This window comes from Tangfeifania sp. (genome assembly GCF_055108615.1).
In genome coordinates this window covers 1-15,539 of record NZ_JBSQIC010000090.1, presented here as the reverse complement: position 1 = coordinate 15,539, position 15,539 = coordinate 1, and the positions used below count along the sequence as shown (strand labels likewise).

At 43.0% G+C, this 15,539-nt stretch carries 15 protein-coding genes; 10 read left to right on the top strand and 5 right to left on the bottom strand.

From position 1 onward, the window contains the following. Positions 1–108: 108 nt before the first annotated feature. The gene (locus ACTCNA_RS15335) at positions 109–1,113 is read right to left on the bottom strand and encodes a LuxR C-terminal-related transcriptional regulator (protein ID WP_462948811.1); all 1,005 of its coding nucleotides are present in this window, start codon (positions 1,111–1,113) and stop codon (positions 109–111) included. Positions 1,114–1,588: 475 nt separating this feature from the next. On the opposite strand from ACTCNA_RS15335, the gene ACTCNA_RS15330 reads away from it, so the two are divergent. The 7 genes from ACTCNA_RS15330 to ACTCNA_RS15300 all read left to right on the top strand — a co-directional run bounded on the left by ACTCNA_RS15330 (position 1,589) and on the right by ACTCNA_RS15300 (position 8,451). Next, positions 1,589–2,914, top strand: coding sequence for an acetyl-CoA hydrolase/transferase family protein (locus ACTCNA_RS15330; RefSeq protein WP_462948810.1), 1,326 nt, complete (start codon positions 1,589–1,591; stop codon positions 2,912–2,914). Positions 2,915–2,924: 10 nt separating this feature from the next. Continuing rightward, positions 2,925–3,329, top strand: a complete 405-nt coding sequence (gene mce / locus ACTCNA_RS15325; RefSeq protein WP_462948809.1) for a methylmalonyl-CoA epimerase — start codon at positions 2,925–2,927, stop codon at positions 3,327–3,329. A gap of 29 nt (positions 3,330–3,358) precedes the next feature. Next, a complete protein-coding gene (locus ACTCNA_RS15320) occupies positions 3,359–4,918 on the top strand; it encodes an acyl-CoA carboxylase subunit beta (protein WP_073168649.1) in 1,560 nt (519 codons plus the stop codon). A gap of 15 nt (positions 4,919–4,933) precedes the next feature. After that, positions 4,934–5,302 (top strand): OadG family protein, encoded by a 369-nt coding sequence (locus ACTCNA_RS15315; RefSeq protein ID WP_462948808.1) that lies wholly within the window; start codon positions 4,934–4,936, stop codon positions 5,300–5,302. A 114-nt stretch (positions 5,303–5,416) separates the two neighbouring features. Then, positions 5,417–5,842, top strand: coding sequence for a biotin/lipoyl-containing protein (locus ACTCNA_RS15310; protein ID WP_073168653.1), 426 nt, complete (start codon positions 5,417–5,419; stop codon positions 5,840–5,842). Positions 5,843–5,862: 20 nt separating this feature from the next. Then, a complete protein-coding gene (locus ACTCNA_RS15305) occupies positions 5,863–7,512 on the top strand; it encodes a sodium ion-translocating decarboxylase subunit beta (RefSeq protein ID WP_245792680.1) in 1,650 nt (549 codons plus the stop codon). Positions 7,513–7,635: 123 nt separating this feature from the next. Then, a complete protein-coding gene (locus ACTCNA_RS15300; RefSeq protein ID WP_462948807.1) occupies positions 7,636–8,451 on the top strand; it encodes a phosphatase PAP2 family protein in 816 nt (271 codons plus the stop codon). 53 nt (positions 8,452–8,504) lie between these two features. On the opposite strand, the gene ACTCNA_RS15295 is transcribed toward ACTCNA_RS15300, so the two are convergent. Further along, positions 8,505–8,870 carry a cupin domain-containing protein gene (locus tag ACTCNA_RS15295; RefSeq protein ID WP_462948806.1) on the bottom strand — a complete coding sequence of 122 codons (366 nt, stop codon included), beginning with the start codon at positions 8,868–8,870 and terminating at the stop codon, positions 8,505–8,507. Positions 8,871–9,150: 280 nt separating this feature from the next. Here ACTCNA_RS15295 and ACTCNA_RS15290 point away from each other — a divergent pair, with 280 nt between their 5' ends. Continuing rightward, entirely contained in the window at positions 9,151–10,131 is a 981-nt protein-coding gene (locus ACTCNA_RS15290) for a hypothetical protein (RefSeq protein WP_462948805.1), read from the top strand. A 4-nt stretch (positions 10,132–10,135) separates the two neighbouring features. Here the strand turns inward: ACTCNA_RS15290 and rimO are convergent, their stop codons facing one another. Together rimO and ACTCNA_RS15280 are read right to left on the bottom strand one after the other, a co-directional pair. Continuing rightward, positions 10,136–11,434 carry a 30S ribosomal protein S12 methylthiotransferase RimO gene (rimO, locus tag ACTCNA_RS15285; RefSeq protein WP_462948804.1) on the bottom strand — a complete coding sequence of 433 codons (1,299 nt, stop codon included), beginning with the start codon at positions 11,432–11,434 and terminating at the stop codon, positions 10,136–10,138. A gap of 320 nt (positions 11,435–11,754) precedes the next feature. Continuing rightward, positions 11,755–12,633 carry a creatininase family protein gene (locus tag ACTCNA_RS15280; protein ID WP_462948803.1) on the bottom strand — a complete coding sequence of 293 codons (879 nt, stop codon included), beginning with the start codon at positions 12,631–12,633 and terminating at the stop codon, positions 11,755–11,757. A gap of 118 nt (positions 12,634–12,751) precedes the next feature. Between ACTCNA_RS15280 and ACTCNA_RS15275 the strand changes: the two genes are divergently transcribed. Then, positions 12,752–14,395: an alkaline phosphatase family protein gene (locus ACTCNA_RS15275; protein WP_462948802.1), complete on the top strand. Its 1,644-nt coding sequence runs from the start codon at positions 12,752–12,754 to the stop codon at positions 14,393–14,395. A gap of 17 nt (positions 14,396–14,412) precedes the next feature. Here the strand turns inward: ACTCNA_RS15275 and ACTCNA_RS15270 are convergent, their stop codons facing one another. Next, positions 14,413–14,817, bottom strand: a complete 405-nt coding sequence (locus ACTCNA_RS15270) for a carboxypeptidase-like regulatory domain-containing protein (protein WP_462948801.1) — start codon at positions 14,815–14,817, stop codon at positions 14,413–14,415. Positions 14,818–15,178: 361 nt separating this feature from the next. Here ACTCNA_RS15270 and ACTCNA_RS15265 point away from each other — a divergent pair. After that, the coding region (locus tag ACTCNA_RS15265; protein ID WP_462948800.1) for an NADH-quinone oxidoreductase subunit NuoE family protein at positions 15,179–15,539 on the top strand (361 nt) is incomplete at its 3' end.

The following is a 15,539-nucleotide window of genomic DNA, read 5'->3' as shown; positions in this document are numbered from 1 at the left end:
CTGGTCAGTTTGTAAATTTCACAAACTTTTGTTTTTGCACCTTTCCCATAATCATCTGAAAGATGATTGGCTCCTCTCCTTTGGAGAGGTTGGGTGAGGCTGGAGAGGTCACATCATTTTTCGCTGCACGGCATAAATGGCTTCGATGATGCTGTTGGTATCGGTTTTCGACATTATATTGGCGCGGTGTTTTTCCACGGTGCGTTCAGAAATATGCAGTATATTGGCAATTTGTTTAATGGGCACCCCCTGGGCCGACCAATATAGCACTTCTTTTTCGCGGGGAGTGAGCCAAACAGCCTCTTTTTCTCCCGTTTCTGTTACATCCCGCTTTAGCTCTCCGCTCAAATCAGGTGTATTGTCGATTCTGCTAATTCTCTGAACCGGCATAACTTCGCCCATAAATTTGTCTTCTCCCAGGTATTCGGTATAAACCAGGTGCACATCAAATTTTAAAACGGGATCGTGCCTTAGGGGAAGTGACTGAAACAGGCACTGGTTTTTTAAACCGTTCATACATTTCCTGAAATTCATTTCGTTGGTTTCAGGATATGAAATATCAAATACATCCTCAATTTTAGGCAGCTGTTCTGCATCCACCGGCTCCCGTACCAGTCGTGAAAAAGCACTGTTAATTTTTAATATTTGCTCGTTTTGGGTAATAAACTTTGCCACAGGACTCTTTTCGAATGATTGGTGAAAACCTGGGGTATCGAAAAATTTCAGTTTCTCAGCTTTATCAATCTGATGCTGAATTTTATTAATTACTGTAGTTTCATCAAAAGGAAAAACAATAAAATTATCCACTCCCATTTCAAGCCCGATAAGCACATCCTCTTTCTGGTAATTAGGGAGGTATAGAAAAAAAGGCATACACCTTTTAATCAGCTCGGGCTTCAATGTATGATACAATTGCAGTCCTGTTTTTTCCCCCAACTTATTATGGCATATAATTAAATCGGGGGTGCATTCAATAATTTTTGACAAAGCCTCCTGTGCGTCGTGAGCAAGGCAAATTTCAAAACCACTTTTTATTAATAGCTCTCGAAATGGCAGATGATTTTGATCTTCCCGTGCAACAATCAACAGAATTCGACAGTTTGAAGAGTCCATTGTTAGTTAGATTTTGGTTTCCCTGATTTATTTTTTGACCCGTATTTCGAACCAAATCTATAAATAATTAGTGAAAACACCTATAAGTAATTTTACTTATTTCCTGAATATCAAATATGTTACAACAAATTAAAACTTAAAAACCCCGCAAAGGCCGATGTTGTAAATGGATTGTTATTTTTTGAAAATTCAGCTTCTGAAATCTCTTTTCGAGGTGCGACCGCAATATTTGTGTTAAACAACATCTTTTTATTTGCCCCTGCGGTAAAGTCAATTTTTTAAATTAACATCACCATAGTATTTATGGTTGAACGACAAAAAAAACATGACTTTTATCACCACCCCGTTCCAATTCCTTAACAAATAATTCACAAAAGGTTTTGAACATGTGGAAATGATATTCGAAAGTTTTTATGGCTGATAGTTTTTTTATATTTGCGCCCTTTATTTGAAACCCGATTTTTACCGGAAAAGCATGAAGAATATTAAATTTATCAGCGCCAAAGATGCAGTTAAAGTCATTAAGTCGAATGACAGAGTTCACCTCCACAGTGTAGCCGTTACACCACATCCGCTTATTAAAGCAATGTGTGAACGCGGCCGAAACAAAGAGTTCCGAAATGTACGTATTCAGCACATTCATACCGAAGGGCATGCCCCGTATGCCGATGCTGAATTTGAAGGCATTTTTCAACTGGAATCGTTTTTTGTGGGAGCCAACGTCAGAAAACAAACCCAAGCCGGTTATGCCGACTACATTCCTGTATTTTTACAGGAAACGCAGCGGTTAATACGCGAAGGCTACCTGCAGGTTAACGTAGCTATGATTCAGGTTTCAACACCCGACAAATTTGGTTTTGTATCATTGGGGACATCGGTTGATGCCACCCTTGCAGCGGTTGAAAAAGCCGATACGGTTATCGCCATTGTAAACCCCAATGTACCCCGTGCGTTTGGCGATGCCATGATTCACATCAACGAAATCGATCTCTTTGTGGAAGACGACAGCCCGCTGATTACTGCCGAACCCGGCCCGATTAGCGAAACCGACCGGAAAATTGGCCGCTATGTGGCTGAACTGGTTGATGACGGCGCAACTCTCCAGATGGGAATTGGTGCCATCCCCAACGCTGTGCTCTCGATGCTGGGGAACCACAAAGACCTGGGTGTGCATTCCGAAATGTTTGCAGATGGTATTTTACCGCTGGTTGACAAGGGAATTGTTAACGGCAAGAATAAAAAAACGGACAAAGGGAAAATGGTAGCCACCTTCCTGATGGGATCGAACAAACTCTACGAATTTGTTGACGATAACCCCGGAGTGGCCATGCAGGATGTTAAATACACCAACCGCGTGAACGTGATTGCCAAAAATCCGAAAGTAACGGCCATCAATTCAGCACTGCAAGTTGACATAACCGGCCAGGTTTGCGCCGACTCAATCGGCACCAAATTTTACTCGGGCGTTGGCGGTCAAATCGACTTTTTGCGCGGTGCCTCATTGAGTAACGGCGGAAAACCCATTATTGCCATGCCCTCGGTTACGGCAAAAGGAATCAGCAAAATTGCCCCAATACTTACACCCGGTGCCGGTGTTGTAAGCACACGTGCCAACCTCCACTGGCTGGTTACCGAATTCGGCGCAGTAAACCTTTACGGGAGAACATTGCAGGACAGGGCAAAACTCATCATCTCAATTGCACATCCCGACCACCAGGAAGAACTCGACAAAGCTGCTTTTGAACGGTTTGGCCCACACTTCCATTTTGTTTGGGATGAAAATGCTGACGGCAACAACTAAAATCAATAAAATGAATATTTCACATATAGAACACATTGGAATAGCAGTTAACAGCCTCGACGAGGCCATTCCTTTCTACGAAAATATGCTGGGATTAAAATGTTACGCTGTGGAAGAGGTGAAAGACCAAAAAGTAAAAACCGCCTTTTTTATGGTGGGACAAACTAAAATTGAGTTACTGGAATCAACCGATCCGGAAGGCCCGATTGGTAAATTCATTGAAAAAAAGGGACAGGGCATTCACCACTTGGCTTTTGCCACTGAAAATGTGGACGAATCGCTCAGCGAACTGGAAGAAAAAGGAGTCAGGTTAATCGACAAAAAAGGGCGGAAAGGCGCCGAAGGTCTCAACATTGGGTTTCTTCACCCAAAATCAACACTTGGGGTATTAACAGAAATTTGTGGCAAAGAATAGCCAAGTCAACATAAACCGTTTTTATAATTATGAGTTCACAAGATAAAGTTAAAAAGCTGATTGACCTTCGTACGGAGGCCAAACTGGGAGGAGGCGTTAAACGCATTGAAGCCCAGCACCGTAAAGGAAAATTCACTGCCCGCGAACGCATTGAATTATTGCTCGACGAAGGAAGTTTCGAAGAGTTTGATATGTTTGTAACCCACCGCTGCACCAACTTCGGCATGGAGAAAAAGAAATTCCTTGGCGATGGCGTGGTTACCGGTCACGGTACCATCGACGGGCGCGTGGTGTATGTTTTTTCGCAGGATTTTACTGTTTTCGGCGGGTCGCTCTCCGAAACATTTGCGCAAAAAATCTGCAAAGTAATGGACATGGCCATGAAAGCCGGAGCGCCCTTAATTGGCATCAACGATTCAGGCGGCGCACGTATCCAGGAAGGGGTAACTTCACTGGCAGGTTATGCCGAAATTTTTGAACGCAATATTCTCGCATCGGGTGTCATCCCGCAAATTTCGGCCATTTTTGGCCCGTGTGCCGGCGGCGCTGTTTATTCTCCGGCGCTCACCGATTTTATCATGATGACCGAGCAGAATTCCTATATGTTTGTTACCGGCCCCAAAGTGGTAAAAACCGTTACCGGCGAAAACATTTCAGTAGAAGACCTTGGAGGCGGCAAAATTCACGCATCGAAATCGGGTGTGGCTCATTTCCTTGTTGATGAAGAAAAAGAAGGATTGATGCTCCTCCGTAAACTCATCAGCTTCCTTCCGCAGAACAACCTGGAAGATCCTATTGTTACAGAAAGTTCGGACCCCATCGACCGGCTGGATGATTACCTCAACGAAATCATTCCCGAAAACCCAAACCAGCCTTACGATATTACCGATATTATTACAACCATAGTCGATTATTCTGAGTTCCTGGAAATTCACCGTAACTACGCCAAAAACATTGTGGTTGGTTTTGCCAAATTCGACGGACAACCTGTTGGAATTGTAGCCAACCAGCCTAATTACCTGGCCGGGGTACTCGACATTGAAGCCTCACGGAAAGCCGCACGCTTTGTTCGTTTCTGCGACAGTTTCAACATTCCAATCATCACACTGGTTGATGTTCCGGGATTCCTTCCGGGCAGCAAGCAGGAATATGGCGGAATTATTACCCACGGTGCCAAGCTGATGTTTGCATACGGCGAGGCAACGGTTCCAAAAATTACGGTTACGCTCCGTAAATCATACGGCGGTGCACATGATGTGATGTCGTGTAAACAATTGCGCGGCGACCTTAACTACGCCTGGCCTACTGCCGAAATTGCAGTAATGGGAGCTTCGGGTGCGGTTGAAGTGCTGCACGGGCGCAAACTGGCCGAAATTGAAGATCCGGAGGAAAAAGCCAAATTTATTGCCAACCACGAAGAGGAGTACAAAGAAAAATTTGCCAATCCTTTTGAGGCAGCAGCTTACGGTTACATCGACGATATTATTGAGCCGCGTAACACCCGGTTCAGAATTATCCGCGGATTGCAGAGCCTGGCAACGAAAAAACTGGTGAATCCGCCTAAAAAACATTCAAATATTCCACTTTAAAAAACCGGATACACTATGGATCTTTTATTTTTATTACTGGCCAATTCTGTCGATTTTGGGTTTACTGTAGCCATCGTTGGTTTTGGAATTGTAGTATTTTCACTCACCGTGCTGTTTCTTGTTTTTTCGCGTTTGCCCAAGCTGGTAAATTTAAGATTCAGGAAAAAAAGCAGTAGCAGAAAACCAAAAGGTACAGATGAAAAAGAGGACGACTTTTCCGTTGAAGGAAACGTAACAGCCGCCATCAGCCTTGGACTGCATCTTTACTTTTCGGAACTGCACGATGAGGAAAGTAACATTGTAACCATTAAGCAGGTGCGAAAGAGATATTCGCCCTGGAGTTCAAAAATTTACAGTGTAACTCAAAACTGGCCCGGGAAATAAGCCCCTCCTAACCTCCCCAAAGGGGAGGAATTTGTCGCTCTTGTCAAGGGGGGACAAGAGTTCCGAAGGAGCGACAGGGGCATAAAAAACAAAAATGACTCAAAAAAATTACAAATGAAGAAATACAAATTCACCATCAGCGGAAACGACTACGATGTGCACATTAAGGACATTGAAGACAACACTGCAGAAGTTGATGTAAACGGAACCCTTTACGAAGTGGTTATCCACAACGAAATTAAAGCCTCGAAAACACCACGCCTGGTTCGCAAACCTCTCGAGAAAAGGCCGGGAGAAGGCGAAATCAAAAAGAAAGAAACGACAGGGAAACATGATGTTACAGCACCACTGCCGGGAACCATATTAAAGCTGAACGTATCGGTTGGCGATGTGGTAACCGAAGGACAAAATGTACTGGTTATGGAAGCCATGAAAATGGAAAACCAGGTGCAAACCAGTAAAGGTGGCGAAGTAATTTCAATTAAAGTAAATGTGGGCGATGCCGTTCAGCAGGATGACGTGCTCATCGAAATTGGTTAACCGTTCAGAACTCATTTAAAATGAAAAATACATTTCAACTGCTATTTGCTTTTCTACTTCTCGTTTCGGGCTTTGCTGCAAACGCGCAAAAAAATGACCTGAAGGAAACTATCTCCAGCGGAAAGTGGGTAACACGCACACCGGGTTATCACATTGACGCTACCTACAATGCAGAGGAAGCCGACCCGGAGGATGAACCGGACACCCAGAAAAGGTACAAAACGTTTAGTTTCGGCAGCAACAATACATTCACGCTCGACTCGGCCAAACAGCGCTATTCCGGGCGATATCGCATTTCCGGTGATGAAATCATCCTCGATTTTAATCCTGTTTCGGTAACCCATCTCCGAAAAAACATGGATCCCAACAATTCATCAACCGATTACATTACCGAACATGAAACCGTAAAACTGCCGAAACGGGCACTTCACCTTTCAGATAACGGAAAAATGACAGGTGATGGTTTTACCTATAAAAATTACAGCGGGGCCATTTCGGGGCTTTTTAATTTTTATGAATTTTCGGGATTTGCCAACGTAACCTGGAAACACATGGTTATGCTGATTATCGGCCTGTTTTTCATATTCCTGGCCATACGCTACGAGTTTGAACCGCTGCTGCTTATTCCAATTGGTTTTGGTATTCTAATCGGGAATATTCCCATGTTCCAGGTTGTTGATTTTAACCTTAAACTGGGTATTTACGAACCCGGTTCGGTGTTGAATATCCTTTACCAGGGCGTGGTTCAGGGCTGGTACCCACCGCTCATCTTTTTGGGTATTGGTGCCATGACCGACTTTTCATCGCTCATCTCGAACCCAAAACTGATGTTGCTGGGTGCTTCTGCACAAATTGGTATTTTCCTCACCTTCCTGGGCGCCATCTGGCTGGGATTTGCACCGCCCGAAGCTGGTGCAATCGGCATCATCGGCGGCGCCGACGGCCCAACGGCAATTTTCATTTCATCGAAACTGGCCAACGGATTGAATGTGATGGCCAACGGCGAAACGGTGAAGAACCTCATCGGCCCCATTGCAATTGCGGCCTATTCATACATGGCGCTGGTTCCGGTGATTCAGCCGCCCGTAATTAAACTGCTCACTTCAAAAAGGGAACGACTCATTAAAATGAAACCTCCGCGTGCGGTTTCAAAACTCGAAAAAATATTATTCCCAATAGTTGGGCTTCTGCTTACGGCGTATATTGCCCCATCGGCACTGCCGTTGCTGGGAATGCTTTTCTTCGGCAACCTGCTGAAAGAATCGGGAGTTACCAAACGACTGGCTGCAACCGCAAGCAATGCACTTATCGATACTATTACCATTCTGCTAGGATTAACAGTTGGAGCTTCCACTCAGGCCGATGTTTTCCTTAACCCATCGTCGGTTAAAATTTTCGGACTCGGTGCTGCTTCATTCGTAATAGCTACGGCAGGTGGTGTAGCAGCCGCCAAACTGATGAATATGTTCATGAAAAAAGGAAACAAAATCAACCCGATGATTGGCGCCTGTGGAGTGTCGGCAGTGCCCGACAGTGCCCGCGTGGTGCAGCACATGGGATTGAAGGAAGACCCGACCAACCACTTGCTGATGCATGCCATGGCACCAAACGTTTCAGGTGTTATCGGTTCGGCAGTGGCGGCCGGTATTTTGCTCAGCTTTTTGATGTAGAAATCAAAACAAAATAACTATAAACCCGGTGAACTAATTTTTCGCCGGGTTTTCTTTTTTTTAGAAAATGAGTAAAATTGATGGGATTGCCTATTTTTCCTACATTTGCTGCAATTAAAAAAAATGAAGAAAGTTTCTGTTTTATTACTGTCGTGGTTACTATTGCTTCCTGCATTTTCGGGAGGCAAAAATCCTTTGATCACAAAATCACCGGGTGAAGAACAATTTGCAGAAAAGAAAAATTCATTTAAAAACTGGTCCTTTTTTCATAATGATTCCATCCACCAGCTCAACTTCAGATACCCCGACAAAAAAAGGGGATTAAAACCCTGGATTGCACCTACCCTGCTCATTTCCAGCGGAACAGCCTTGCATTTCATGAGCGGCACAAAAGAATCGGTTCGCGATTTTACGCAGGATAATTTTGCTTACCACGGCACTTTCGACGATTACGCGCAATATGCACCGGTAGCAGCAGTGTATGGTCTCTATGCACTGGGCATTGAAGGCAAAAATAATTTTGGCAATAAAACGGCCATAGCCATCAAAAGTTTTTTGGTGAACGGCCTGATTACTGACCGGTTAAAATACTGGGTGAATGAACCCCGTCCCAGTGGAGGAGTGCGTTCATTTCCTTCCGGTCATACATCCAAAGTTTTTTCGTTTGCACATTTCATGCACAAAGAATATGGCGAGTTGAGCCCCTGGTTTAGCATTGGAGCCTATTCATGCGCAACCACAGTAGCAGTTATGCGTGTGGCAAAAAATGCCCATTGGGTTTCGGATGTATTAATGGGCGCAGGTATCGGTATTTTCTCCACTGAACTGGTGTACCTCACCCACCAGTACAAATGGGACAACGAACACCTGAAACGGTTCGATATTTTTCCCTTTCAGCTTGGCAACCAAAAAGGAGTGACGTTGGTGTATCATTTTTAATATTATGACTCTACCGCTTTTTGCCTATTGCAATTTTGCCTACTGCCTACTGCCTATTGCCTACTGCTTATTGCTTTTTCTTCCTTTAAAAAGTCTTCCCGTATTGGCGTAAAGCTGTCAATCAGCCGCACCTTTTGCGTAAGCAATTTGATGGTATGCTTTTTATTGGATGGCACCGCAAACATATCTCCTGCTTTCAGGTGCTGCTCCGGCTCGTCTTCGCAGTAAAAAATAATTTCGCCTTTAGCCACGTAAGAAGTTTGCTCATGCGAATGTGAGTGCGAAGGTTCCGGCTCTTCCCACGGACCGTTGGAAAAATCAATCAGAACCGTCATCAAATTATCGGTATGAATAATCTTTCGCTGAAGGCCCTCTTTAACTTTTTCGTAAGGGACATCGTCAAATTTAAGTACTGCCATTTTGTTATATTTTAATTTTATACACGAATATAAAAGTTTAAATAACTATCCGTATGCATATTTAACATTATTGAATATTTTATTGTTTTCCCGCAGATTCCGCAGATAAACGCTGATAAAAAAATCTGCGTAATTTAGCGAAATCTGCGGGAAATTTTTCGTTTTAGATAGATATGTAAGCTTTTATAAATTTTTTGATATTAACAGTCTCATTTCAAAACAAAAAAATTCTGTTTATTTATCAAATGATTTATTACTTTCGTTTCTGAAAATTATACCAATGAGAAAGCTGCTTTTCATACTCCTGCTAAACCTGCCATTTTGGGGGCTGGCACAAAATTTTGAATACCAGGTTTTATTTGAAGGAATTGGCGACAACCGTGAATATTCTACAAGCAACAAAGCCATGTCGCAAACTATTTTGGGCAGCCGCGGTGCTTTTGAGATTGGACTTGAAATGGATAACCACCGGATTAGAACCGGGCTGAGCCACCTGCTTGAATTTGGCAGCGACATGGATTACCACAAACCAAAATTAACTCTTTACTACCAGTATTCTGACAAGAAAAAAGAATTTCTTTTCGGAGCATTTCCCCGGAGAGGCAGAATTGATTTTCCGCTGGCCATGCTCACCGACACATTGTTATATTACCGACCTAATATGGAAGGAATGTTTGGTGAAATACACTGGGACTGGGGTAAACAAAACGGTTTTGTGGATTGGGTGAGCCGCCAAACCGATGTGAAACGCGAAAATTTTATCGTTGGTTTTTCAGGGGAGATTTTTCATAAAAACCTGTTCCTTCAAAATTATTTCCTCATGTTTCACGATGCCGTACCAGGCATCAAAATTCCGGGCGATAATGTGAAAGACTATTTGGGATTTGCCGTTCAAGCGGGAATCAGAACCAATAAAAATGCAGTTATCAACGGGTATGTGAAAGCCGGTGTTTTGGAATCTTCCTATCGAGAGCGAAGTATTACAAATGGATTTTTAAATGCCGTCAGTCTGTTCGCCGAAACCAAAGCGAGGTATAAAAATTTTGGAATAAAATCTGTGTTAAGCGCTGGCGAGGGTCATAAATTTAAATTCGGCGACCGTTTTTACCGGGTGGATAACTACTGGCGCACCGATGCCATCTGGTATTTCATTAACCACGAAAAAGTAAAAGGCCGGTTCAACCTTTCTTTCCACCTCGTCGATTGGAAGTATTTGGATCAGCAACAACAGTTATCGATTATCTATTTGTTTGGAAAGTGAAATTTCAGAAAATCACTTCCCCAAACAAATCATAATCTTCGGCGCCGGTGATTTTAACCGTTACAAAATCGCCGCGCCGGAGTTCTTTACCGGAAGAAACGATTACTTCGCCATCCACTTCCGGTGAATCAAATTCGGTTCTTCCAACGTAGTTTTCACCTTCCTCGCGGTCGATTATCACTTTAAATGTTTGCCCGATTTTCTTCTGATTGAGTTCTGCCGAAATTTGCTGCTGAATTTCCATAATCTCGTCGGCGCGGGCCTGTTTTATTTCTTCCGGAACATCGTCTTGAAATTTTTTGGCAGCGTACGTATTTTCTTCGTGCGAATAAGTAAAAACTCCCAACCGTTCAAATTTGGTATCGGTGATGAATTGTTTCAGCTCTTCGAAATCGGCTTCCGTTTCTCCGGGAAACCCAACCAGCATGGTAGTGCGCAAAATCACTCCGGGCACTTCTTCTTTTATTCGTTTGATAAGTGATTCGGTTTCTTCGCGGGTTACGTGGCGCAACATTCGTTTTAAAACCGGATTGGCAATATGTTGCAATGGCATGTCTAAGTATTTACACACCTTCGGGTTATCGCGCATCACCGGCAAAATCTCGTACGGGAATTTTGTAGGATATAAATAGTGCAGCCGAATCCATTCAATTCCTTCAATTTCCGAAATTTGTTCTATCAACTCAGGCAATTGGTTTTTCCCGTAAATATCTATTCCGTAGTACGACAACTCCTGCGCAATCAGTAATATTTCTTTTACACCCTTTTTGGCGAGGTAGCGGGCTTCCTTTACCAAACTTTCGATAGAGCGCGAATTGTGCCGTCCGGTCATCATGGGGATGGCGCAAAATGCACACGAGCGGTTGCAGCCTTCGGCAATTTTAAGGTACGCAAAATGCGACGGGGTGGTAATTTTTCGTTCGTATATGTATTCCGGGTAATAATTTACCTGGAGTTCATCTACCATCGCTTTTAAATCAAACTTGCCAAAATAACGGTCCACTTCTGGTATTTCATTTACCAAATCTTTTTGATAGCGCTCAGAGAGGCACCCCATCACGTAAAGTTTCTGAATGTCGCCGCGTTTTTTGGCATCCACGTAATCCAGAATCATGTCGATGGATTCCCGCTTGGCATCGTGAATAAACCCGCAGGTATTTACAAAAACCGCATCGAAACCGGTTTCATTTGAATCGTGCATCACTTCGAAATCCCCTCTTTGTAGCTGATTCAGCAACACTTCCGAATCGACCAGGTTTTTCGAACATCCCATCGTCACCACATTCACGCGCTTTTTTCCCATCCTGATCCTTTACAAAATTTAAATAATAACCAATGCCTTTCCCGTTAATGAAAGAACCGTTCTCTTCAAAAAGAACGGTTCCCTTATCGGTCATGCAAAGAAAAGATATTTTTGTCTGAAAAAAAAAACCGGGACACGGACTTTCCAAGTCCGTGACTTTTTAATGACTACCGCTTAAGAATACTTCGAGTTGGAAACTCAAAATCCCCCGGGGGAGACGGACTTTCCGAAGTCCGCAGCTATTCATTAAGTTGGAAACTCAATGTCCTGAAAAGACCGGAGTTGGAAACTCCGGCTCCCGGAAACCTAGCAATCCTTCCCTATTGTTTTGTCTTCAGTGGATTATCCGATTCTTTAAAAAACTGCTCCTGCAATTCCGGAACGGTTTTATCGGTTTTCACCTGTTTGATCATTTCAACCAGTTGCGAAACGGTATGCTCAATCAGCAGTTCGCCGGCTTCGGCATTGGCTTTGGAGCCGTCGCCACTGTAATGATTGGGATAGCTGGCGTACCACCAGATTCCTGAATAGATATATTTCAGATTTTTCATTCGTTCCAGGTCAACACCCGACTGTTCTCCTGCCCTGCCGAGATGAATTTTACCGGGCTGTGCAGCTGCCATTTCCGACGATTCTGAATTTCCTGCATGCTGGTCGTATTTATCAACCTGTGTTAATCCTTCCGCCTTTTTATTGACTTCCCGGCTGTCTTCGGGGCGGAACCAGTACAACGCGTAATCGCGCGGTTCCGAAAGCTGGGCCATTCCGAAATAATTCAAAAAGGCATTGTTCCCGCCATGCCCGTTCACTATGATGATTTTCTCAAAACCATTTCGGTTGAGCTCATCCAGTGTTTCCTGCAAAACTTTCCAAATCAGCTCCGGGCTGTAGGAAATAGTTCCCGGCTGGTGCCTCGCCTCGTTAATCTGACTAAAGTAATACCACGGAAAAACCACCGTATATTCCTGTTCGGCTGCCCGCAGCGAGTATTCGCGAGACATGTACAAATCGGTACCAAGCGGCAAGTGCGGGCCGTGTTTTTCGAACACCCCGATAGGAATGATACAGGTTTTGGAACTTTTTTCAACTGCTTTTACAAAATCAGGAGCGGTTAATTCTTCCATTCTGAAAGGAAGTTCCTGGGCAAACAGACTTACTGCCAGTAATAACGTAAAAATGGATGTTGCGGCCTTCTTCATCTTAGTTCTTTTTTAGTTTTAATTTGCGCTAAATTAATAGAAAAAAATAATTTTGACTGTTATCCGTTATCTTTGATTTGAAGTGATACTTTATTACATTCGGCCAAATTTCAAAAAAATGATATCAAAAAAATTACCTGTACTTATTATATCCATTTTATTATTGATACCGGAACTGATTATTGCACAGCAGAATAAATATATTCAACGGCAAAAACCCAAAGTTGTTATCGGGTTGATGATTGAAAACATGCGACCGGACTACATTCAGCGCTACTGGGATAAATTCAGCCCCAACGGCTTCAAAAAACTATACAACAACGGGACTGTTTGCACCAACATAAACCTCACGCAGCACATACAAAGTTATGCAGGCGGAACAGCCACATTGTTTACAGGCGTTCATCCTTCGATGCACGGAATTGTGGATAAAAACTGGTACGACAGGCTTAAGCAAAAAGAAATTGAATGCACCCGGGATGATTACTATTTCACGGTGGGTGCCGACACCGACCAGGGAAATGCTTCCCCCAAAAAACTGCTTTCAAACACCATAACCGACAACCTGAAAATTTTCAGCCGTGGCGAAGCGCTTGTTTTCAGTGCAGCCATGAACCGCGAATCAGCCATTTTTTCTGCCGGCCATGTGGCAGATGGCGCTTACTGGTACGACACTGAATCGGGGAAAATTATTTCAAGCTCATTTTACCTGAGTACTTTCCCGGACTGGGTGCGCGAGTTCAACACCGAAAATTATGGTGAAATGTACAGCTACCGCAACTGGGTAACTTTTATGCCGCCCAAAGAGTACACAGAGAGTGTGGAAGACAATTACATACTCGAAAAAGGGTATTTTGACCGCTGGAACACATTTCCGCATACCGTTGGCAGGTACAGTCGAAAGGCCGAAAATCTCAGCCCTGTAAAAACAACTCCGTATGCCAATCAAATCATGAAAGATTTTGCCATCCGGCTGATGGAAAACGAACCCATCGGACAGGATGAAATCACCGATTTTTTCACCATCACTTTCTCGTCGATGGATTACGAAAACGGCAACTTCGGACCGGCCTCGGTGGAAATGCAGGACACTTATCTCTATATGGATCAGTACATTGGCGAGGTAATTGAACATGCCGAAAATAAATATGGAAAGGATAACGTGTTGTTTTTTCTTACTGCAAATACTTCGGCATCGTACCCGGTTGAGTACCTGCAGGAAGAATTTAATATGCCAGTGGATCATTTTTCGCCGGAAAGCGCTATTGCCTTGTTAACTTCCTATCTGAACATTACATACGGACAGGAAAACTGGATTGAGTACTACTCCGATTCACAGGTTTACCTGAACCATGAACTCATCAAAAAAAATAAAATAGATTTGGATGAAATACGCGACGAAGCATCAAATTTTATTAATCAGTTTGAAGGCGTTCAGGTTTCATTGCCAGCCTTCCAGTTGGAACAGGGAAGTTCGCCCAACGGCCTGCTTTCACTGATTTATAAATCGTATGCCAAAAACCGGTCGGGCGATTTTCTGTTTCTGCTCAAAGAAGGATGGCAACCCAGTTACAAATTCAAAAAAGTGAATTACACTGACCAGTCGCATATTCCATTGGTTTTTTACGGAGGTGGCATTTCTCCAAAAATAATCAGCAAAAAACAAAATGCAGTTGATTTTGCGCCTACCATTTGTCATTTAATTGGCATTCCAATGCCCGACAAAACCCAGGGGGAAGTTATTTCAGATATGATAGACTGAAACGTTAACCGGACGAGCTAAAACTTTTTTTTCTCCGACTGAATCTTCACGGCATTTTGTCCGTCGGTTAATTTTTCTGAATCGCGGTCGGCTACAATTTCTTTCTCCCCAAAATTTACGGGAATTAATTGAAGCGAAATTATGGTGTCTCCGGTTAAACGAAACTCCTGCGAATATTTTTCAAAGCCGGGAGACGTGATGTTTAGGTGCTGCTTGCCGGGTTTTAAAAGAAGATGATAATATCCATCGCTGTTCGAAATGGTACCTATTCCTGAAAAAGCTTCATAAATCGAAGCATTTTCGATGGCCCTGTCTGTAACATAATTTTTCACAACCCCCGATACAGAAATCATCTGCGCATTTCCTGCGTGGGGGAAAAGTATAAAAACACCGAATAGAAGAATATTTATAATCGTTTTCATGACTGAAAAATGAATTAATTGTTTTAAAAAATGGCTTTCATTAAATAAGACGTATAACCCCCTGAAAAGGTTGCCTCCGGTTAGAAAAAAAAACATTTATTTTTACAACAAAAAACCAGCCATATTTAACGAAACAAAGAAAAAAATCCTTATTTAAATTTAGTCTATTTTACAATCACAAAATCATGTTGAAAAACAGGCATGTTACACCTAAATATCTTGGTTTTTTATTAATCAAGTGTTTACTTTTATGCAATTAAATATTTGGAAAATAAAGTATATGTGAAGAAAATCAACCTGGCCTCAGCGGCTGCAAAAAATAATTACTCAACCTGTTTTACTTATAATTAAAATTATGCTTATGGATCCCGTTCAATCTTTAATCAAAGGTCTTGCCGACAAATACGGAAGGACAAGAGAAAGTCTGCTCCCTGTTATGCAGGGTGTGGTTCAGCAAGAAAAGTACCTTTCGGAATATTCAATGGTGGAAATTGCCCGGGAGATGGATATTCCGGCATCCGACGTTTACGGCACAGCAACTTTTTATTCATTTCTTGAAACCCAGCCCGCCGGAAAATTTATAATCAGGGTTTGCAAAACCATTACATGTTCCATGAAAGGCAAAAACCAAATCCTGTTTTCCATTCAGGACATGCTTAAAATTAAAGTGGGAGAAACAACCCCTGACAACCGGTTCACTTTGCTCGAGACCAATTGTCTGG